This is a genomic window from Micromonospora sp. DT62, from assembly GCF_049847285.1.
GTDB lineage: Bacteria > Actinomycetota > Actinomycetes > Mycobacteriales > Micromonosporaceae > Micromonospora > Micromonospora reichwaldensis.
Genome location: NZ_JBNCOB010000022.1, coordinates 108,758 through 128,403, shown reverse-complemented (window position 1 = coordinate 128,403; position 19,646 = coordinate 108,758). Strand labels below are relative to the sequence as shown.

The following is a 19,646-nucleotide window of genomic DNA, read 5'->3' as shown; positions in this document are numbered from 1 at the left end:
ACGAAGGCCGCGCAGACGGTGCAGGTGTCGGCGTACCCGGACCACTACGCCCAGTGGGAGCAGCAGGCCGCCGACCTTGTCACCGAGCACTGGAACAGCTGACAGCAGTAGCCGACCGCCGCTGGCCGGCACCCGCAACCGGGGTGCCGGCCAGACGCACGTCCGGAGGTCCCCGGACACCTCGACGTCGCTGACGCCCTCCGGGGCGCGGTGCGAACGGTGACGGGCAGACTCCGACGTCCGGCTCGGTCGGGGCACCCCCGGTGCACGCCGCCCGAAAATCCGTGGGCGTCGCCCGGCGATGGCCCGGGGCTTTCGGTTGGCGTCGCCCGGCGAACGCCGTGGTGGGCTACGCCCGGAACTCGGTGGTCGTCGCGCGGGCGAACTCCGGTGGGTGAGGTTCGGAGGTCCGGTGGGCGACTCCCGGCGGAGTCGACTGAGCGGTGGGGAGGCCGACGGGTTCGTGGCCTGGCCGGGCGTACAGTCGGGCGGTGGAGCGTACCGAGAAGATGCCCGCGGAGACCCGACCACCCGGCGTGGCGACCGCCGATCCCGGCAGCGTCCTGCTGCCGGGCCACGACGTGCCGCTGGGGCGCTACACGACCGTTCGTCGGCTGCTTCCGCAGCGGCAGCGGCGGATGGTCGGCGCCTGGTGCTTCGTGGACCACTTCGGCCCGGACGACGTGGCCGAGCGGCCCGGCATGGAGGTGCCGCCGCATCCGCACACCGGCCTGCAGACCGTGACCTGGCTGCTCGACGGGGAGATCCTGCACCGCGACAGCCTGGGCAACGTCCAACCGATCCGCCCAGGCCAGCTCAACGTGATGACCTCGGGGCACGGCATCGCGCATTCGGAGCGGTCGCCCGAGCGGCATCCGCCGCTGATGCACGGCGTGCAGCTCTGGGTGGCGCTGCCGGATCCGGCCCGCGCCGGGGCCGCCGACTTCGCCCACCACGCCGACCTGCCGCGCTGGCGCGACGGTGAACTGGACGTCACCCTGCTGGTCGGCGAGCTCGCGGGTGAGCGGTCCCCGGCCCTGACGTACACCCCGCTGCTCGGCGCGCAGGTGGAGCTGCAGGGATCCGCGCCGGCCACGCTGCCGCTGCGGCCTGACTTCGAGTACGGGCTGCTGGCCATGTCCGGCGCCGCCGAGGTCGACGGGGTGCCGTTCACCCCGGGGGCGCTGCTCTACCTGGGCACCGGTCGGGAGCGGCTCACCCTGACGGGCACGCCGGGGAGCCGGCTGCTGCTGCTCGGCGGGGCCCCGTTCGAGGAGCCGCTGGTGATGTGGTGGAACTTCGTCGGCCGCTCGCACGAGGAGGTGGCCGCCGCCCGGGAAGACTGGATGGCCGGGCGGCGTTTCGGCGTCGTCGCCGACGATCCCGCCCCGCCGTTGCCCGCCCCGGCACTGCCGACCACCCGCCTCAAGGCGCGCGACCGCAGCGGCGGGCTGCACGGCTGAGGCAGGTAGGCGTGGCCGGGCCCGGCGCGGGTAGTCGCCGGCATGCCGACCATCTCCCCTTCCCTTGTCGAGGACAGGAAACGCCTGGTACGCCGGCTCGCCGGCAGTGGGCGCGGCTTCGCCGAGCAGTACGGCTTCCGGGTCGTCAACAACCCGTCGAGCCTGTTCCAGGTGCTCTGCCTCGCTGTGCTGCTGGCCCGCCGGGGTGACTTCCGGCGGGCAGTGGACAGCGCGCACGCCCTGCCCGCCGCAGGCTGGGACAGCGCCGCCCGGCTGGCCCGTTCCCTGCACGGTGACCGGGTACGCGTGCTTCGCGACAGCGGCCAGCGCGGCGACGTCGACGCGCTCGCCGACACGCTCGGCGACCTGGCGCGCGCAGTGGTGGAGCGCTACCGGGGCGACCTGCGCCGCCTGCGCGCGGTGGCCCACCACGACCCGGCCCGGGAGCGGGAACTGCTCACCGAGCTGCCCGGGGTGGACGCCACGGTGGTCGACCTGTTCCTGCGCGAGGCCCAGGCGCTGTGGCGCGAGGTGGCGCCGGTGGCCGACCGGAGGGCGCTCGTCGCGGCCCGTCGGCTGGGACTGGGCCGTTCCGCCGACGACCTGGCGGGCCTGGCCGGCAGCGGGGAGTCAGAGCGCCTGGCCTGGCTGGTCGGGGCGTTGGCCCGGGTCGACCTGGAGAAGCGGTACGCGGAGTTGGCCGCCTGACGCGGTGGTGGGTGGGCTGGCCCACACTTCCATCGTAATCGTCCGAACGGGTGATGTTTCATCGTATGATGGTCGCGGCACTGATGACCGCCCGGTTCGGGCGTGCATCGACCGCCTGGTGGTCGCGGCCCGGTTCGGGCCCGACCGGCCACCGGACAGGTTCTGTGTGGCGCCCCGGTCGCGGTTCGCGACAGGGGCGCCCGCCTGTCCGGCAACTCCCGCACTCCGCCGGGCGTCGGCCCAATCCACGCGGATGCCGGCTCATCTCGCCAGACCGGCCAGCAGGTTCACCGTGACCGCGATGATGAACGCCCCGAACAGGTACGACACCATCGAGTGTCGCAGGACCGTCCGGCGCATCTCGTTGCTGGTCAGTGACGTGTCGGAGACCTGGAAGGTCATTCCGACCGTGATCGCCAGGTAGGCGAAGTCCGAGTAGCGGGGCGGCTCCGACTGGTTGAAGTCGATCCCACCGTCGGGCCCCGTGTAGTAGATCCGCGCGTACCGGGCGGCGAACACGGTGTGCACCACCAGCCAGGACAGCAGCACGCTCAGCACGCCCAGCCCGCCGTAGACGTCGCGGGCGGGCGTGGCGGGCGCCCCGTGCGCGCTGGTCACCACGACGCCGACGGCCAGCAGGCTGGCCAGGCAGGCGGCGAGCAGCAGCGCGTCACGCGCCGCCCGGTTCGGGTCCTCGTGCACCGCCAGTCGGGCCGTCCCCGGCGCGTCCATCGGCCACAGCTTGCGCCAGACCAGCACCAGCCAGCTCAGCGCCGCGGCGTCCCAGCCGGCCAGCGGCGCCAGCGCCGGCGTGACGGCCAGCGCGGTGAGCCCGCCGACCACCAGGCCGATCGCGCCCATCACGGTGAGCTGGACCGCGGCCGGGGTGTGCCCGACCGGCCCGCGCGTCGTCATCCGTCACCGGCGCGGGCCCGCCCGGCGCGGGCACCACGCTCCGGCCCGGACGCACCCGGCGTGCCCGGCGTGCCCGGCCCGGACGTGGCCGGCGTGGTTGTGCCCGGCCCGGGCGCGTCGTCGGCCCGCGACAGCAAGGGTCAGATGCCGCGCAGGTGCTGCGACACGCGCTGGTGCCGCTTGTCCCGGGCCTGCGCCGCCCGCTGCGCGGAGTCGACCTCAGGGGCCGCCTCGATGCCCGCGGAACGGGCCACCTCGTTGCCGTTGGCGTAGTCGACCGGCGGCAGGGCCCGCAACGCGCGCAGCACGTCCGGCGGGGCGCCCTCCCGTTCGGCCTGGCGTACCACGTCGTCCTTCTCGGCCGGGTAGTCCAGGCTCGACAGGTACTGCAGCACGTCGGCGTAACTCGCCATGGTGTCGGCTCCTCCGGGGCATCGATCCGGTCACGACCGGCGGCGGTTACCCGCCCGGCGGGCCGTCACGCGCCGTCCCGCGCGGAAATCCCCGTCGTTTCCCGGCCGCGTTGGCGGGTACGCGCAGGCCCCGACGCAGCCTGAAGGAGCCCGGATGAACTACGACACCTTCGTCGACCAGGTCGCCCAGCGCACCCGTACCTCCTCGGAGCAGGCGGTGACGCTGACCCGGGCGACGCTGGAGACCCTCGCCGAGCGGCTGACCGGCGGGGAGGTGCTGGACCTGGCGGCCCAGCTGCCCAAGCCGTTGCAGCTCGTGTTGAAGCCGAGCCCGGGTACCGAGTCGGCGGAGCGGTTCGGCGCGGCCGAGTTCGTCGCCCGTGTCGCCGTGCGGGCCGGCGTGACCGAGCCGGCGGCGCGCGACGCCGCCCGGGCGGTCTTCGTCACCCTGCGCGAGGCGATCAGCGGCGGCGAGTTCGACGACGTGGTGGTGCAACTCCCGCGCGACTTCCGGGACATGGTCGAGCCCGCGATGGCGCCGGGCGCCACCCTGCGCCGCTCCTGACCGTGCCGCCCGCCCGGCGATGCCGGCCGGGACGACGGGGCGGTGGTGCCGGCCGCGCGGTGCCGTCCGCCGTGGTGGTGCGTCGCCTCAGGCGACGGCGCCGGCGGCGCGTAGGGCGGCGACCCGCTCCGGGGCGAAGCCCACCCCGGCCAGCAGTTCGTCGGTGTGCTCGCCCGGCTGGGGCGGGGGGCGGCGCAGCGCGGTGGGAGTGCCCGAGAAACGGGGCGCCGGGGCTGGCTGGGTGACCCCGTCCCGCTCCACGAAGGTGCCCCGCGCGGCCAGGTGCGGGTGCTCCGGCGCCTCCCGCCAGTCCAGCACCGGCGCCACGCAGGCGTCCGAGGAGCCCAGCAGCGCCGTCCACTCGTCCCTGGTCCGGGTGCGGAACAGCCGCGCCCACGACCGGCGCAGCGTCGGCCAGTTCGCCGGGTCGGTGCGGTCCAGCGCCTCGTCCGGCGCCAGCGGGAAGCCGGTACGCCGGACGAGCTCGTCGTAGAAGCGTGGCTCCAGTGCGCCGACCGCCAGATACCGGCCGTCGGCGCACTCGTAGGTGTCGTAGAAGGGAGCGCCACCGTCGAGCAGGTTCACCCCGCGCGCGTCCTGCCACATGCCGAGCCGGCGCAGGGCGTGGATCTGGGTGCTGAGCACCGCCACGCCGTCGACGATGGCCGCGTCGACCACCTGGCCCCGTGCACCGCCGCGCACCGCGTACAGGGCGGAGACCAGGCCGAGGGCGAGCATCATCCCGCCGCCGCCGAAGTCGCCGAGCAGGTTCATCGGCGGCACCGGGCGCTCGCCGGCCCGGCCGATCCCGTGCAGCGCGCCCGTCAACGCGAGGTAGTCGATGTCGTGCCCCGCGTACGGCGCCGCCGGACCGTCCTGTCCCCAGCCGGTCATCCGCCCGTACACCAGGCGGGGGTTCGCCGCGAGGCAGTCCGCCGGGCCGACACCGAGGCGCTCGGTGACCCCCGGGCGGAACCCCTCGATGAGCGCGTCGGCGTCGGCGACCAGGGCCAGCACCACCTCCCGGCCGCCGGGGGACTTCAGGTCGACCCCGATCGAGCGGCGTCCCCGGTTGAGCAGGTCCGGGTGCGGGGTGCCGAAGGCGTCCGGGTCGACGTCCGTGGCCCGGTCCACCCGGACCACGTCCGCGCCCAGGTCGGCCAGCATCATCGCGGCGAACGGGCCGGGACCGATGCCGGCCAGCTCGATCACCCGCACGCCGGCCAGCGGGCCGGCCGGGACATCCTCGGTCATCGGCACACCATAGGCGAGGCGCGTTTGCGTCGTAAGGGGCCGGGAACCCGCCCGCCGAGAAGCGGGAGGTGGCGTGGTCGACGACCGGATCAGGGTGGCCATGCTGCACGGTCCCGGTCGGCCCGACGCCGACGGCGTCAGCGACTACGTGACGCACCTGGTCGAGGCGCTCCACGGCGTCGGTGTCGAGGTGACCCCGGTGCCGGTGCGCCCCGACGCCGACCGGGAACGCTGGCGGGCCGCCACCGCCCGGGCCGCCCGCCGGGTCCGCGAGCTGGCCCCCGACGTGGTGCACGTGCAGTTCGCCCCGTCGGCGTACCGGTTCTCGGGGCAGCCCGGACTGCTGCCGTGGCGGCTGCCCCGGCGGGTGCCGCTGGTCACCACCCTGCACGAGTACGGCTGGTGGGCCTGCCCCGGCTGGCTGCCGACCCGGCTCTGGTCGGCGCTGGAGCGGGCCCGCTGCTGGGACCGGGAGTCCGGCCGGCTGGTGCCGGGCAGCGCGGCCGTGATCGTCACCAATCCCGGCCACGGCGACGTGGTCCACGCGCGTACCGGCCGGCGGGCCACCCACATCCCGATCGCGCCGAACGTCGTCGACCGCGTCGGCGCGTCCACCGCGGGGCTGCGCCTGCGGGTGGAGCTGGGCCTGCCCGAGGGCGCGCCGCTGCTGGCCTTCTTCGGTTTCGTGCACCCGGTGAAGGGACTGCGGTACCTGATCGAGGCGCTGCCGGAGCTGCGCCGAAACCATCCGGACCTGCGGCTGCTGGTGGTCGGCGGGTTCACCTCGCAGGCGCTGCCCGAGCGGGAGGCGCGGGCGTTCCGCGCCGAGCTGACCGGGCTGGCCCACCGGTGCGGGGTGGCCGACGCGGTGACGTTCACGGGGCACCTGCCCGCCGACCGGGTCTCCGCCGCGCTGCACGCCGCCGACGTGGCGGTGCTGCCGTTCACCACGGGGGTGAGCACGAAGAGCGGCGCCCTGCTCGCCGCGCTCGCGCACGGCGTGCCGACCGCGGTGACGCGGTCCGACGGCGGCGACGACGGGCCGCACCGCAGCGGCGCGGTGGCGGTGATCGGCGCCCGCCGGGACAGCGCGGCGATCGCGCGTACCGTCGGCCGGCTGCTCGCCGATCCGGTGCTGCGCCGCCGGCTCGCCGAGCGCGGGCGGGCCTTCGCCGCCGCGTACTCCTGGCCGAGGGTGGCCGCCGCGCACCGTGACCTCTACGCCCGGACCCTGGGGCGCGCGGATGCCTGAGCGGTACGCGGACATCCTGGTCGTCGACCTGCTCGGCGGGATCGGCGACCTGCTGATGCTGCTGCCGGCGGTGCACGGCCTGGCCCGCCGCAACCCCGGCGCGCGGCTGCGGGTGCTCACCCACGAGCCCGGGGCGGACCTGGTGCGCGCCGACCCGGCGGTCGCCGAGGTGCGCACCCCCCGGCACGGCCGGCCGGGCGCCGAGCGGGAGGCGGTCGTCGAGGCGCTCGCGGCCCGCCGGCCGGACCTGGCGGTCGCCACCACCCGCTACGACGGCATCCCCGACCTGCTCGAGGCCGGCGCCGGGCGGGCCGTGACGAACCTGTGGCGCGCTCCGCCGCCGGCACAGTCGGTCGGCGACCGCTACCTGGAGATCCTCTGCGCCGAGGGGCTGCTCGGCGCGGCCGACCGGGCCGCCCGGCCCCGGGTCCACCTGGGCGACGAGGCCCGACGCGCGGGCGAGCGGGCCGTGGCCCGGCTGGTGGGGGAGCCCCTCGCGCCGCCGGTGGTGCTCGTCACCGACGCCGGGATGGCGGTCAAGCGCTGGCCGGAGCGGCACTGGCGGGGGCTGGCCGGCGCCCTGACCCGGCGCGGACACCCGGTGCTCACCGTCGGCCCGGTCGACCCCGCCGCGCCGGTCGGGGTGCCGCTGCCCCGAGCCGACCTGCCCACCCTCGCCGGGCAGCTCGCGGCCGTGGGCCGGCGCGGCGGGGTGGTGGTCGGGCCGGACACCGGGCCGGTGCGTCTCGCCGCCGCGACCGGCGCCGCGACGGTGGCGCTGTTCGGCCCCACCGACGCCCGGCGGTACGGGATGGGCGGCACCGACCTGCAGGGCCTGCCCGGCTGCGGGTACCGGCGTCCCACCGCCATCACCGAACAGCCGTGCTGGTGGGAGGCGCGCTGCCCGCTCGACGCGGCCGGCCCGGCGTGCATGGCCGACCTCGACGTGGCGGCCGTGCTCGCCGCCGTCACCACCCGCTGAGCTGGGACGAAAGCCCCTCGACGCTCCAGATCACGCCCTGCGCGCGTGATCTGGCGTGCCCCGTTTGCCGAGCCCACGGGCCTGCCCTAACCTTGTCGCGACGAGGGGAGTACTTCCCACGAGCCATCCCGGTCAGTACGGCGTGCCCGGAGCACGCCTCGGGTGGCTGCCCACGAAAAGTGGGTGAAGGAGACCTCGAACATGACAGGGTGTTCGAGGAGGCTCCATGTCCGATTTGCCATATCTTGCTGCCACCAATCTCCAGTCGGTGGGCACCCCCACGCTGTGGGGCGTCACCATCGCCGCCGTGATCGCCCTGCTGGTGCTGGACTTCCTGGTCACCCGGAAGCCGCACGAGGTGTCGATGCGGGAGGCACTGGGCTGGTCCGCCTTCTACATCGCCCTTCCGCTGGCCTTCGGCGCCTGGATCTGGGCCCGCTTCGGCTCCAACCAGGGCGTGGAGTACCTCACCGGTTACCTGGTGGAGAAGTCCCTCTCGGTCGACAACCTGTTCGTCTTCATGCTGCTGCTGGCCGCGTTCGCGGTGCCGGCCGAGCTGGCCCAGCGGGCCCTGCTCTACGGCATCACCGGCGCGCTCCTGCTGCGCGCGGTGTTCATCGCCATCGGCGCGGCGGCGCTGCAGACCCTGGACTTCGCCTTCCTGCTCTTCGCGATCATCCTGCTGCTCACGGCGGCGAAGCTGCTGCGCGACGCCGTCACCGGGCACGAGCAGGAAGTCGACATCAGCAAGATGCGTTCGGTGCGGCTGCTGCGCAAGTTCATGCCGGTCACCGAGGACTACCACGGCCCGAAGATGGTCGTGCGCATCGCCGGTCGGCGTACGCTCACCCCGTTCGCCCTCGTGGTGACGGCGCTGCTCGCCACGGACATCGTCTTCGCCGTCGACTCGGTGCCCGCCGTCTACGGCATCACCGAGGACCCGTACCTGGTCTTCGCCACCAACGCGTTCGCCCTGCTGGGGCTGCGGGCGCTCTACTTCGTGCTGCACGCCGCGCTCAGCCGGCTGGTGCACCTCAGCTACGGCCTGGCGATCATCCTGGCGTTCATCGGCGTCAAGCTCGGCCTGCACTGGGCGCACGGCATCTGGCCGGGCGTGCCGGAGATCCCGACCCTCGCCTCCCTGGGCGTCATCATCGGCGTCCTGGTGATCGTGACCCTCACCAGCCTGCGGGCCACCAGCAAGGCCGGCCGGGGCGAGAAGGAGATCGTGGTCGAGCGGAACTGAGGCGTCACCCGTCGCGGTGCGGATCCGCCGACCGCGCCTCGCCACCCACCCCGGGTGGTACGACTGACGGGTGGGAATCGTGTCACCGGGCTTCCAGGGCCGGCCCCGCTCCGCGGAGCCGGCCCTGCCGCCGGGGCAGTACCTGACGCAGGACTTCCCGGTGCTCTCCGCCGGCCCGACGCCGAGGGTGCCGCTGGAGACCTGGGAGTTCGTCATCTCCACCGAGTCCGGCGCCGAGTTCCGCTGGAGCTGGGACGAGCTGATGGCGCTGCCCCAGGAGACCCCGGCGGTGGACATCCACTGCGTCACCCGCTGGTCGAAGCGGGACACCGACTGGCAGGGGGTCTCCCTGGACACCCTGCTGGCGGGCGTCGACACCGGCGCCCAGTACGCGCAGGCCCACTCGTACGGCGGCTACACCACGAACCTGCCGCTGGCCGACCTGCGCGGCGGACGGGCCTGGATCGCGCACCGCTACGACGGCGGCCCGCTGCCGGCCGAGCACGGCGGCCCGGCCCGGCTGCTCGTGCCGCACCTCTACTTCTGGAAGTCCGCCAAGTGGGTGCGCGGCATCCGGCTCACCGCGGAGGACCAGCCCGGATTCTGGGAGACCGCCGGCTACCACGACTACGGGGACCCGTGGCGTGAGCAGCGGTACCAGGGCGATTGACCGCCCCGCTGCGCTGGCGGGTGGCCCGGCTGTGCGAACGCCGGGTGGAGACGCCCACCGCGCACACGCTGGTGCTGGAGGCGCCCGGCTGGCCGGGGCACCTGCCCGGGCAGCACGTCGACGTGCGGCTGACCGCCCCCGACGGCTACCAGGCGGCCCGGTCGTACTCGCTGGCCGGCCCGGCCGAGGCCGACCGGATCGCGCTGACCGTGCAGCGGGTGCCCGACGGCGAGGTGTCGCCGTACCTGATCGACGTCTACGCCGAGGGCGACCCGGTGGAGGTGCGCGGCCCGGTCGGCGGCTGGTTCGTCTGGCGGCCGGAGGAGACCGTCCCGGTGCTGCTGGTGGCCGGCGGGTCGGGCGTCGTGCCGCTGATGGCGATGGTGCGCGCCCGCCGCGCCGCCGGCAGCCGGGTGCCGTTCCGGCTGCTCTACTCGGTGCGCACCCCGGCCGACGTGTTCTACGCCGACGAGCTGCGCCGCCGGGTCCGCGACGACCTGGGCCTGGACGTCGCGTACGTGTACACCCGCGAGGCGCCGCAGGACTGGCGGGGCGAGCCGCACCGGATCGGGCTGGCCGACGTGAACAGCCACGGCTGGCCGCCCGAGCTGGAGCCGCTCTGCTACGTCTGCGGGCCGACCGGCTTCGTGGAGACGGTGGCGGACCTGCTCGTCGGGCTCGGCCACCAGAGCCGGCGGGTGAAGACCGAACGGTTCGGCCCCACCGGCTGAGCGTCGAGGAGGAGCGCCCGATGACCGACACGTCGTACCTGGACGGCAACATGCTCGACGGCCCGCTGCGGGAGCTGTTCGCCGTCGACCTGAGCACCGCCGCCGGGCGGTGCGAGCACTGCCGCATGCTGGGCCCGCTGGCCGGCCTGCGGGTCTACCCGCACGCCCCCGGCCTCGTCGGCCGCTGCCCGAACTGCGCCGAGGTGATGCTGCGGCTGGTCCGCTCGCCCGGGCACGCCTGGCTGGACCTGCGCGGGGCCACCTTCCTGCGGGTGCCGATGCCGCCGGAGCAGCCGTACCCGGGTCCGCTGTGACGGCGGGGGAGGGCGACGCGGCAGCGGCGGCCGGGTCGGACGGGGGTCCGGCGGTGGGCGAGGACCTGCGGGCGCGGTCGGCGTCGGAGGTGTTCGACGACCACCTGCGGCTGGCCGCCGAGCACCGGTTCGCCGAGGATCTGGCGCGCAACGTGTCGCCGTCGTGCGTGGTCCTGGAACGGCGCGGCGTGTTCCGCGGGCACGAGGGCGTCGGGGAGTTGGCGCGCCTGCTGGAGGAGGAGCTGCCCGGCGCCCGCTACGTGTACACGAACCGGATGGTCGAGGGCCGGGTGGCGTTCCTGGAGTGGACGGCGCGGATCGAGGGCGTACGGGTCTGCGACGGGGCGGACTCGTTCCTCATCGAAGAGGGCTGGATCGTCGCCCAGACCATCCACTACACGCTGGAGCGGGTCGACGACGGGGCGGACCAGCCGGCCGGTCCGTGAGGGCCGGGGCGCCCGCGACTCGCTGGACAAGGGCGGCGCGCACGGCGACAGTGGTCTGCCGTGAGGTCTCTGCGTACCACGGGTCCGGCCGCCATCCGTCGGCCCCGGCCGGCCGACGAGGCCGAGTTCATCGACGGGGCGTGGCGCGATCACGAACGGTGGGCGATCACCGCCCCGTGTCCCGCCGGCGAATAGGCCGGTGGCGGCACGTCACGACCGCCACCGGCCACCGGGTCAGCGCCCGGGCCGGCGTGCCTCGGGCCGCTGGCCGTCGAGGCGTACGAACCGCCCCTGCTTGTGCTCGACGCGCCGGCGCTGCCGGGCCGTGAGCTGCGGGCGACCGCTCTGCCGCAGGTAGATCGGCTGCCGCCGGTCGTTCGACATCGGTGTGCTCATGGCGCTGTCCTCCCGTCGCTCGGGTAACGGTGGAGCACCACCGTGCCGCCGGGGCGGGTGAGGTGAACCCACCCGCCCCGGGTGATCCGGCGCAGCCGATCGGCTGCGGAGGCGAAAGGCGGCCGTGTCGCGTCAGACGCGGGAGGTGAAGGTCGCCAGGAACCGGTGCGGGGTGACCACCCCGGCGTTGTCGAAGCAGATCACGTCCACCTCGACGTCGAGCGCGGTGGACCAGGGCTGGGTCAGGTGGCAGTAGTTCGAACCGGCCCCCTGCGCCACCACCTGGGCGTGCGTCTCCGCGACTCCGAGCTGCGGGAACTTCGCCAGGTAGCGGCCGGCCGGGGCGATCGCCGCGACGGTGTTGGCGCCGACGCCGAGCACCGAGTTGTCGTTGGTCGGCCCGCCCACCGCGGTGCCCAGGTAGCCGAAGCGCGACGGCGGGGCGAGCGAACCGATCACCGGCCGCCGACGGTGGTACGACAGGGCGAAGTCGGTGGCCGCCGGCGCCCCGGCCTGGTCGAAGCAGGACACGTTCGCGGCCACGTCGACGCCGGAGAAGGACCAGCTGTCGATCTTGCAGCGGCGCGGTGCCGCGTTCGGCTGGACCGCGGTGACCTGCACGTCACCGGCCAGCGCCCCGGCGAGCCCGACGCCCGGCAGCTTCACCGCCCACTGGCCGACCCCCAGCGGTCCGATGCCGTTCGCCGCCCCCGTCGAGTTGTACGACTGGACCAGCGCCCCGCCGGCCTGCTGGACGTACGCGTGGGCGGTGCCCGCCGGCAGCACGCCGCTGCTGGTGGTCCACAGGACGGTGAACGGGGTGTCGTCGCGGTCCCCGCCCGGCTTGTGGCACTGCACGTCGACGATCTGGTCCGCGCCGGAGGAGTACCAGCGGACGACCTCGCAGTAGTGGCCGGTGCGGTTGACCGGGGTCACGTGCGGCACGCCCCGGGCGCCGGAGGCGACCTGCGGGAAACGCACCAGGAACCGGCCGGGGGCGACCTTCGCGCCCTGCGCCCAGGCAGCGGGGAAGGCGGTCTTCCAACTGCCCCACTGCCGGGTGGTGTCGAGCACCGTCCAGGCCGGCACGGTCGGGTCCTTGACGTAGGCGAAGCCCCATCGGTCGGCGGTGGCCGCCACGGCCGGGCCGGCCGGCGCGAGCGCGCCGGCGGCCAGCACGGCGGTCAGCGCGGCGGCGGCGAGCGAACGGAGTCGCATCTTTCCTCCTGATGACGAAGGTCGGGTCGGCAAGCAGCGTGCGCCGCCACGCTGGCCGTCACTGTCGGCAACCGCACAGTCGCGTGTCGCAAGTCCGCCGCTGTCGGCACCCGGCCTCGGGCCCGTCGGCCGTGGTCGTACGCGGCGTCCGCCGCGACCGGTCCGCGCCGCTTCACCCGGAGCGGGTGATGACGGACAGCGACGGTCTTCCTACCGTGGAGGCATGGCTGTCGTCCGTCCGACCCCCGCCGACCCCACACCCGGCCTGCGGGCCACCGCCGGGGAGAGCGGCGACCAGCGGGCGATGCCGCCCGAGCTCGGCCCGGACTCCATCGCCGTGCTCAGCGGTCCGACCTTCATGTACTCCGACTCCCGCGGGGACGTGCCGCCCGGCAGCATCGGCGGGCTGGTGCACCTGGACACCCGGCTGCTCAGCGGCTGGGTGCTCACCGTCAACGGCGAGCAGCTGCTGGTGTTGCGCGCCGAGACCATCGACCACTACTCGGCCCAGTACGTGCTGACCAACCCGGCCCAATCCGGCCTGCCGCCGGACAGCCTGGGCATGCGGCGGCTGCGGTACGTCGGCGACGGCTTCCACGAGCGGGTGGAGATGGTGTCCTTCCGGCCGGAACCGGTCCGGTTGGAGCTGCGGCTGGCCGTGGGCGTCGACTTCGCCGACCTGTTCGAGGTCAAGTCCGGGGTTCGGGACCGCTCCGCCGAGATCACTCGCCACCACGCGCAGGACGGCTCGGAACTGTGCTTCACGTACGCCCGGGGAGACTTCGCCGCCGAGACCCGGGTCTGCTGCTCCCGGCCGGCGGACCGGGTCGAGGGCGACGACCTCGTCTGGGACATCACCCTGCACAGACGGGAGGAGTGGTACGTCGACCTGCACGTGCCGCTGCCACCGGGAATGGGGGTGGTGGAGCCGGTCCGGGGCGACATCGCCGACGTTTTCCACCGCCGCGCCGACGACCCGGTGCGCCGCTGGGCCCTCGGGCGGGCGGTGCTGCGCAGCGACAACCAGGCGTTGGCGCGGACGCTTGCGCAGACCCGCGACGACCTGGCGGCGCTGCGCCTCGACCTGGAGGTCAAGGGACAGCGCATCATGCTCCCCGGCGCCGGCCTGCCCTGGTTCCTCTCCGTCTTCGGCCGCGACACCCTCATCACCGCGTACCAGACGCTGGTCGCGGGCCCGGCCCTGGCCAAGGGCGCGCTGCTCGCGCTGGCCCGGTTGCAGGGCGAGAAGTGCGACGACTTCACCGACGAGGAGCCCGGCAAGATCCTGCACGAGGTGCGCAGCGGCGAGCTGACCCGCACGGGAGTGAAGCCGTACGGGCCGTACTACGGCTCTGCCGACGCCACCCAGCTCTGGCTGGTCCTGCTGTCGGAGTACTGGCGGTGGACCGGCGACGACGAGACCGTGCGCTTCCTGCGTGACAACGCGCTCGCCGCGCTGCACTGGATCGACCGGTACGGCGACCGCGACGACGACGGCTACGTCGAGTACGCGACGCGCTCCCCGGAAGGGCTGGGCAACCAGTGCTGGCGCGACTCCCCGGACGGCGTCTGCTTCGCCGACGGGCGTATCCCCGTGCTGCCGATCGCCACCAGCGACCTGCAGGGCTACACGTACGACGCGAAGCTGCGCCTGGCCGAGCTGGCCGACGGGCCGCTCGCCGACCCCGACCTGGCCCGCCGGCTGCGCGCCGACGCCGAGGCGCTGTACGAGCGCTTCAACCGCGACTTCTGGATCGACGACCGGGGCGGCTTCTACGCGGTCGGGCTGGACGGCGACAAGAACCCGATCGACTCGAAGACCTCCAACATGGGGCACCTGCTGTGGAGCGGGATCGTGCCGCCGGAGCGGGCTGGCACGGTGGTGCGGCAGCTGATGGGCGGCGACATGTTCTCCGGCTGGGGGATCCGCACGCTTTCCTGGGACGAGCGGCTCTACAACGCCCTCGGCTACTACCTGGGCACCGTCTGGCCGCACGACAACTCGCTGGCGGCGCTCGGCATGGCCCGCTACGGCTACCGGGCGGAGGCGAACCGGGTCAGCCTTGCCCTGCTGGAGGCGGCCGAGCAGTTCGGTCACCGGCTGCCGGAGGCGATGAGCGGGTTCCCCCGGGAGCGGCTGCTCTTCGCGATCCCGTACCCGACCGCGTGCAGCCCGCAGGCGTGGGCCGCCGGCGCGCCGCTGGCCTTCGTCCGGGCGATGCTCAACCTGAACCCGGTGGACGGCCGGCTGGTCCTCGACCCCGACATCCCGCACGAGATCGGGCGGATCGCCGCCGAGCGGGTGCGGGCGTTCGGGCGCTGCTGGGAGGTGGAGGCGGTCGGGCAGACCGGGCACGTCCGGCTGGCCGAGTGCTGAATCGTCCGACTCGCCACGTTTGCCCCGCCCCGGGGTGGGAACGGGGCGGCAATGACGAAACCTCGTGTGGTGATCGTGGGGGCCGGGTTCGCCGGTTACCACGCGGCGAAGACGTTGAGCCGGCTGGCCCGGGGCCGGGCCGAGATCGTGCTGCTGAACTCCACCGACTACTTCCTCTACCTGCCGCTGCTGCCCGAGGTGGCCGCCGGCGTGGTCGAGCCCCGACGGATCTCCGTGCCGCTGACCGGGACGCTCGACGGGGTGCGGGTGCTCATCGGCGAGGCCGACCACGTGGACCTGCAGAACCGCTGGGTCGGCTTCACCCAGCCGGAGGGGGACCGCAACCGGATCGCGTACGACCGGCTGGTGCTGGCCGTCGGCAGCGTCAACAAGCTGCTGCCGATCCCCGGTGTGACCGAGTACGCCCACGGCTTCCGGGGCCTGCCCGAGGCCCTCTACCTGCACGACCACGTGATCCGGCAGATCGAGCTGGCCGAGCAGACCGACGACCCGGCCGAGCAGCAGGCGCGCGCCACGTTCGTGGTCGTCGGCGCCGGCTACACCGGAACCGAGGTCGCCGCGCACGGCCAACTCTTCACCGACGAGCTGGTCTCCCAGCGCCCCCGACTCAAGATCCGCCCGAAGTGGATGCTGCTCGACGTCGCGCCCCGCGTGCTGCCGGAGCTGGACCAGCGGATGTCGGAGACCGCCGACCGCGTGCTGCGCCGCCGCGGCGTGGACGTGCGGATGGGCACCTCGGTGGCCGTGGCCACCGCCGACGGGGTCACCCTCACCGACGGCGACTACGTGCCCACCTGCACCCTGGTCTGGTGCGTCGGCGTGCGCCCCGACCCGTTCGTCGCCGAGCTGGGACTGCGCACCGAGAAGGGCCGCCTGGTCGTCGACGAGTACCTCACCGTCCCCGGCTTCCCCGAGGTGTACGCCTGCGGTGACGCCGCCGCCGTGCCCGACCTGGCCCGGCCCGGGCAGATCTGCACCATGACGGCGCAGCACGCGCAGCGGCAGGGCAAGCTGGCCGCACACAACATCGCCGCCTCCTACGGGCAGGGGCGACGCAAGCCGTACAAGCACCACGACCTGGGCTGGGTGGTCGACCTGGGCGGCAAGGACGCGGCGGCGAACCCGTTGAAGGTGTCGCTGTCCGGACTGCCCGCCAAGGCGGTCACCCGCGGCTACCACCTGCTGGCGATGCCGGGCAACCGGGCCCGGGTGGGCGCCGACTGGATGCTCGACGCCGCGCTGCCGCGCCCGGCCGTGCAGCTCGGCCTGGTCCCGGCCAACGCCGTGCCGCTGGAGAGCTCCTCACCGGAGGTGGCCGTCCGGGCGCGCTGACCGCCCGCCCGGTGCGCTCGCGGCGATCGCCGCCACGTTCCGCTCCCGGGGCGGGTCGCCTCAGCCGGGGGCGAGGGCGGCGTCCGTGACGGGACGGGCGCCGGCGACGAACGCGTCCAGGGCCGCCCCGTGCAGCACCCCGCCGGGCACCGGATCCCGTGCGGCCCGGGCGGACAACCGGGCCACCGGCAGCCGCCCGGGGCGCAGCGCGGCGGCGAACACCACGTTGCCGTACCGCCGCCCGCGCAGCATCCGGCGGTCGGCGACCAGGCAGACGTCGGCGAAGACCGCCCGCAGGGTGGCCGCCTGGACGCGGGCGAAGACCAGCGGCGGCAGGTCGGTCACGTTGACCAGGAGCACGCCGTCGGGGCGCAGCGCCCGGGCCACCTCGGTGACGAACTCGACGCTGCGCACGTGGGCGGGCATCCGCGCCGCCCGGTAGATGTCGGCGAGCACCAGGTCGTAGCCGGCCGCGGGCGCCCGGCCCACCGCGTCCCGGGCGTCGGCCACCCGCACGTCGACGCCAGCGGGCAGCGCGGGCAGTTCCCGCGCCACCAGGTCGACCACGGCCCGATCGCGTTCCACGACCAGTTGCGGTGAGCCGGGCCGGGTGGCGGCCACGTAGCGGGGCAGGGTCAGCGCGCCGCCGCCCAGGTGCAGCACGGCCAGCGGCCGGCCGGGCGGCGCCGCCAGGTCGGCCACGGCAGCCATCCGCCGCACGTACTCGAAGTGCAGGTGCCGGGGGTCGGCCACGTCCACGTAGGACTGCTCCACGCCGGCGGCGAGGAGCGTACGCCCGGTGGGGCGGGCCGGGTCGACGACCAGCTCCAGCGGGGGCGCGTCGGAGGGGGCCACCCCGGCAGGCTAGCCGAGCCGGGGCGGGCCGGCGGGTGGACGTCCGCCGGCCCGTGTGCCGGTCAGCCGGTCGCCATCCCGGCGCCCGCCTCGTCGATCGCGTCGTCGACGGCGTGGGCGAGGTCCACGTCCATCGCGGTCACCGCGCCGGCCTGCCGGGACCGTACGGTCAGCACGGCGGTGCCCGGGTCGGGGCGGCCGATGCGCGGGCCGCGACCGGTCTCCTGGCGCAGCCGGTCGATCCGGTCCAGCACCCGGTCCAGGTTGTCCGCCGGCAGCTCCAGCGTGCGGGACAGCGCCTCGCCGTCGCCGGACCAGTAGGGCAGCGCGCCGAGTGCCTCCCGCAGGTCGGTGTCGCTCAGCGGGGGCGTCGCGCTGACCGCGCCGACCACCCCGCCACCGACGGACGGCGGCTCCAGCAGGTCACGCAGGCCGTCCGGCACGTGCAGCGACTCGATCAGGTCGCCGTCGTGGTCGGCCAGCGCCGCCACGGTCGCCTCCGCCTGGTAGCGGGCCTGCTCCGGGGTACGGCCGCTGATCCGGCCCACCTCGGCCAGGAAGCCGGGCAGGTCCGGGCGTCGCCGGATGCCGTCCACGGGGAGGACGTCGTGCAGCTTCGTCGGCACCGCCGCCAGCAGCCGCCGGCGTTCCGCCTCGCCGAGGGCGAAGGCCAGGACCAGCACGGTCGACTCGACGCCCACCTTGGCGGTCCGGAAGTCGGCGCCGGTACGGCGGACGACGTCGTCGACCAGCGCGTGGTAGCCCAGCGGAGTCCCTTCCGGCGTACCCGAGCCCCGGTCGGGCAGGGGGCGCGGGGACTCCGGGACGCCCGCCGGTGGCGGCGCCGGCCCACCCCGCGTGCTGTCCGGCTTGTGGCGGCTGCCGGCCGGCGGCGGACCGGCGCGCTTGCCCTGCTCCAGGTGGGTGAGCTGCTTGGAGGCGCTCAGGCTGGCCCCCGTCTCGCTGGCCTGCATGCCGCGCTCCCGCGCCTGGCGGGCCAGCGCGCGGCGACGTTGGTTGTCGCCCTCCATCTGCTTGCGCATGGTGACACCTCGCTTCCGCTGGTGTTCCCTCGCTTCCGCCGGTCGCCTTCCCGCCGGTACCGGCACCGAAACGGACGCCGACGGCCGGGCCGGCGACGCCCGGGTGGGCGGCGCGACAGCTTCATCCGGCGGGGGTGAGGGGCCGTCACCCGGCGGGAGCCGACGATCGCAGCGGACCGGAGAACTTCCGAGAACGCGGAAGGACAGGTCGTGATGAAGAGGATCGTCGAGATCGTTCCCGCCCGACCCGGCTGGTACGCCCGCTGGCGCCTCTCGCCCGAGGACACCCGCTGCTACCCCGTCAGCCTGTGGGCCCTGCTGGAGGAGGGCGACGGCTCGGGGCGTGAGGTGGTCGGGGTGGACTGCATCGGGCAGTGGCCCGGGGCGGACGACAACGAGGCGGGTGGGGTGTTCGTCCGCTATCTCTTCCAGACTCCCGATTCGGGGCCGCCGGAGGACGCCGAGCCGCCGACGACGGGGCAGCGGCGGACCACCGGGCCCCGGCTGCAACCGCTCACCGCACCCTGATCCTCACTCCGGCCCCCGGCCCCTGGTCCCAGGGTCGGGGGCCACCCCCCGCCCGAGCGGAGCCCGGTCGGCCTCAGCCCGCCCGGCGGGCGGCGCCGTCGCTGCCGCGTTCCACCGCGAGCAGCTCGGTCAGGCCGGTGCGGTCGAGCAACTGCTGGAGCTGGGAACCGACCCCGGTGAGTCGGACCGCGCCCGTGCCGTCGTGATGGGCGGTCAGGAACGCGCTGAGCCCGGACGAGTCGCACAGGCTGACCCCGCTCAGGTCGAACAGGAGCTCCTGGTAGCCGTCCCGGCGCAGCTCGGCGGCGGCGTTGACGAGCTCCGGGGCGGTGTCGAAGTCCAGCTCACCGGACAGCCGGAGCCGGGCACGCCCGGCGTCGAGCCGGGTCACCTCGATGGTCAACAGCTGAGCGGCCATGCGCCCATGTTCCCAGCCGCGGGCCCGGGTGCAAACCGGGGGGCCGGGCGGAGCGCGTCAGGCCGTGCCGGCGGCGCCCTCCGCCGCTGCCAGGCCCTCGCCGAGCGGCCGGGCGAGCAGGCCGGTGACGCCGGTCATGTCGAGGATCGTCGCCAGGAACCGGGGCACGGCGTGCAGCCGGAGGGCGGTGCCGCACTGCTGCCCCTCGCGCCACGCGTGCACGATCACCCCCAGGCCGGTGCTGTCGATGAAGAGCAGGTCGGTGAAGTCGAGGACGAGGGCCGGCGGGGCGCTGGCGAGCATCCGGTCGACCTCGGCGCGCAGCGGCCCGGCGGTCGTGTAGGCGAGGTCGCCCCCGACCCGAATGAGCGGTGCGGCGGGATCCGACCGGTCGACGGTCATGCTCAACGGAGTCGCCTCGGGTTGGCTCCGACAAGACAGCACCGATCACGCCCTTTCGCAGGCCGCCGAGGGGGCGGGGGTGAGGGGATCGTAACAA

The 19,646-nt window shown here is 74.8% G+C and carries 22 protein-coding genes; 13 read left to right on the top strand and 9 right to left on the bottom strand.

Features of this window, described 5'->3' with window-relative positions; translation table 11 throughout:
- Positions 1–491 precede the first annotated feature (491 nt).
- Together ACPXCB_RS25090 and ACPXCB_RS25085 are read left to right on the top strand one after the other, a co-directional pair.
- The gene (locus tag ACPXCB_RS25090; RefSeq protein WP_425877975.1) at positions 492–1,463 is read left to right on the top strand and encodes a pirin family protein; all 972 of its coding nucleotides are present in this window, start codon (positions 492–494) and stop codon (positions 1,461–1,463) included.
- Between the two features lie 42 nt (positions 1,464–1,505).
- A complete protein-coding gene (locus ACPXCB_RS25085; RefSeq protein ID WP_425877973.1) occupies positions 1,506–2,171 on the top strand; it encodes a hypothetical protein in 666 nt (221 codons plus the stop codon).
- Between the two features lie 261 nt (positions 2,172–2,432).
- Here the strand turns inward: ACPXCB_RS25085 and ACPXCB_RS25080 are convergent, their stop codons facing one another.
- Together ACPXCB_RS25080 and ACPXCB_RS25075 are read right to left on the bottom strand one after the other, a co-directional pair.
- Positions 2,433–3,086 carry a DUF1345 domain-containing protein gene (locus ACPXCB_RS25080; RefSeq protein WP_425877972.1) on the bottom strand — a complete coding sequence of 218 codons (654 nt, stop codon included), beginning with the start codon at positions 3,084–3,086 and terminating at the stop codon, positions 2,433–2,435.
- A gap of 140 nt (positions 3,087–3,226) precedes the next feature.
- Positions 3,227–3,499 carry a DUF2795 domain-containing protein gene (locus tag ACPXCB_RS25075; RefSeq protein ID WP_357579784.1) on the bottom strand — a complete coding sequence of 91 codons (273 nt, stop codon included), beginning with the start codon at positions 3,497–3,499 and terminating at the stop codon, positions 3,227–3,229.
- Between the two features lie 154 nt (positions 3,500–3,653).
- Between ACPXCB_RS25075 and ACPXCB_RS25070 the strand changes: the two genes are divergently transcribed.
- Positions 3,654–4,064, top strand: coding sequence for a DUF2267 domain-containing protein (locus ACPXCB_RS25070; RefSeq protein WP_311410195.1), 411 nt, complete (start codon positions 3,654–3,656; stop codon positions 4,062–4,064).
- A gap of 87 nt (positions 4,065–4,151) precedes the next feature.
- Here ACPXCB_RS25070 and ACPXCB_RS25065 read toward each other — a convergent pair whose 3' ends face one another.
- Positions 4,152–5,318 (bottom strand): CaiB/BaiF CoA transferase family protein, encoded by a 1,167-nt coding sequence (locus ACPXCB_RS25065; RefSeq protein WP_425877970.1) that lies wholly within the window; start codon positions 5,316–5,318, stop codon positions 4,152–4,154.
- Positions 5,319–5,391: 73 nt separating this feature from the next.
- On the opposite strand from ACPXCB_RS25065, the gene ACPXCB_RS25060 reads away from it, so the two are divergent.
- The 7 genes from ACPXCB_RS25060 (at position 5,392) to ACPXCB_RS25030 (ending at position 10,959) form a co-directional block, all read left to right on the top strand.
- Positions 5,392–6,570, top strand: coding sequence for a glycosyltransferase family 4 protein (locus tag ACPXCB_RS25060; RefSeq protein ID WP_425877968.1), 1,179 nt, complete (start codon positions 5,392–5,394; stop codon positions 6,568–6,570).
- Entirely contained in the window at positions 6,563–7,552 is a 990-nt protein-coding gene (locus tag ACPXCB_RS25055) for a glycosyltransferase family 9 protein (RefSeq protein WP_425877967.1), read from the top strand. The genes ACPXCB_RS25060 and ACPXCB_RS25055 overlap by 8 nt, the downstream gene beginning before the upstream one ends.
- A 226-nt stretch (positions 7,553–7,778) precedes the next feature.
- Complete coding sequence (locus ACPXCB_RS25050) at positions 7,779–8,798, top strand: TerC/Alx family metal homeostasis membrane protein (protein ID WP_425877965.1); 1,020 nt, start codon at positions 7,779–7,781, stop codon at positions 8,796–8,798.
- A 79-nt stretch (positions 8,799–8,877) separates the two neighbouring features.
- A complete protein-coding gene (locus ACPXCB_RS25045) occupies positions 8,878–9,468 on the top strand; it encodes a sulfite oxidase-like oxidoreductase (RefSeq protein WP_425877989.1) in 591 nt (196 codons plus the stop codon).
- Positions 9,465–10,199, top strand: coding sequence for a ferredoxin reductase (locus tag ACPXCB_RS25040; RefSeq protein ID WP_425877963.1), 735 nt, complete (start codon positions 9,465–9,467; stop codon positions 10,197–10,199). Before ACPXCB_RS25045 ends, ACPXCB_RS25040 begins: the two co-directional genes overlap by 4 nt.
- 20 nt (positions 10,200–10,219) lie before the next feature.
- On the top strand, positions 10,220–10,513 hold the full coding sequence (locus ACPXCB_RS25035) for a DUF6510 family protein (protein ID WP_311410201.1): 294 nt from the start codon (positions 10,220–10,222) through the stop codon (positions 10,511–10,513).
- A complete protein-coding gene (locus ACPXCB_RS25030) occupies positions 10,510–10,959 on the top strand; it encodes a hypothetical protein (RefSeq protein WP_425877961.1) in 450 nt (149 codons plus the stop codon). The genes ACPXCB_RS25035 and ACPXCB_RS25030 overlap by 4 nt, the downstream gene beginning before the upstream one ends.
- Before the next feature lie 234 nt (positions 10,960–11,193).
- On the opposite strand, the gene ACPXCB_RS25025 is transcribed toward ACPXCB_RS25030, so the two are convergent.
- Together ACPXCB_RS25025 and ACPXCB_RS25020 are read right to left on the bottom strand one after the other, a co-directional pair.
- Positions 11,194–11,355 carry a hypothetical protein gene (locus tag ACPXCB_RS25025; RefSeq protein ID WP_165947859.1) on the bottom strand — a complete coding sequence of 54 codons (162 nt, stop codon included), beginning with the start codon at positions 11,353–11,355 and terminating at the stop codon, positions 11,194–11,196.
- A gap of 132 nt (positions 11,356–11,487) precedes the next feature.
- The gene (locus ACPXCB_RS25020; RefSeq protein ID WP_425877959.1) at positions 11,488–12,573 is read right to left on the bottom strand and encodes a hypothetical protein; all 1,086 of its coding nucleotides are present in this window, start codon (positions 12,571–12,573) and stop codon (positions 11,488–11,490) included.
- Between the two features lie 223 nt (positions 12,574–12,796).
- On the opposite strand from ACPXCB_RS25020, the gene ACPXCB_RS25015 reads away from it, so the two are divergent.
- Both ACPXCB_RS25015 and ACPXCB_RS25010 read left to right on the top strand, forming a co-directional pair.
- The gene (locus ACPXCB_RS25015; protein ID WP_425877958.1) at positions 12,797–14,950 is read left to right on the top strand and encodes a glycogen debranching N-terminal domain-containing protein; all 2,154 of its coding nucleotides are present in this window, start codon (positions 12,797–12,799) and stop codon (positions 14,948–14,950) included.
- Positions 14,951–15,001: 51 nt separating this feature from the next.
- A complete protein-coding gene (locus ACPXCB_RS25010) occupies positions 15,002–16,303 on the top strand; it encodes an NAD(P)/FAD-dependent oxidoreductase (protein ID WP_425877956.1) in 1,302 nt (433 codons plus the stop codon).
- A gap of 60 nt (positions 16,304–16,363) precedes the next feature.
- Here ACPXCB_RS25010 and ACPXCB_RS25005 read toward each other — a convergent pair whose 3' ends face one another.
- A complete protein-coding gene (locus tag ACPXCB_RS25005; RefSeq protein WP_425877954.1) occupies positions 16,364–17,158 on the bottom strand; it encodes a spermidine synthase in 795 nt (264 codons plus the stop codon).
- Positions 17,159–17,220: 62 nt separating this feature from the next.
- Complete coding sequence (locus ACPXCB_RS25000) at positions 17,221–18,201, bottom strand: DUF2267 domain-containing protein (RefSeq protein ID WP_425877953.1); 981 nt, start codon at positions 18,199–18,201, stop codon at positions 17,221–17,223.
- Between the two features lie 213 nt (positions 18,202–18,414).
- On the opposite strand from ACPXCB_RS25000, the gene ACPXCB_RS24995 reads away from it, so the two are divergent.
- Positions 18,415–18,729 carry a hypothetical protein gene (locus ACPXCB_RS24995; protein ID WP_151454803.1) on the top strand — a complete coding sequence of 105 codons (315 nt, stop codon included), beginning with the start codon at positions 18,415–18,417 and terminating at the stop codon, positions 18,727–18,729.
- Positions 18,730–18,802: 73 nt separating this feature from the next.
- Here the strand turns inward: ACPXCB_RS24995 and ACPXCB_RS24990 are convergent, their stop codons facing one another.
- Positions 18,803–19,147 (bottom strand): STAS domain-containing protein, encoded by a 345-nt coding sequence (locus tag ACPXCB_RS24990; protein WP_425877951.1) that lies wholly within the window; start codon positions 19,145–19,147, stop codon positions 18,803–18,805.
- A 57-nt stretch (positions 19,148–19,204) separates the two neighbouring features.
- Positions 19,205–19,549, bottom strand: coding sequence for an STAS domain-containing protein (locus ACPXCB_RS24985; protein ID WP_425877987.1), 345 nt, complete (start codon positions 19,547–19,549; stop codon positions 19,205–19,207).
- Between the last annotated feature and the right edge of the window lie 97 nt (positions 19,550–19,646).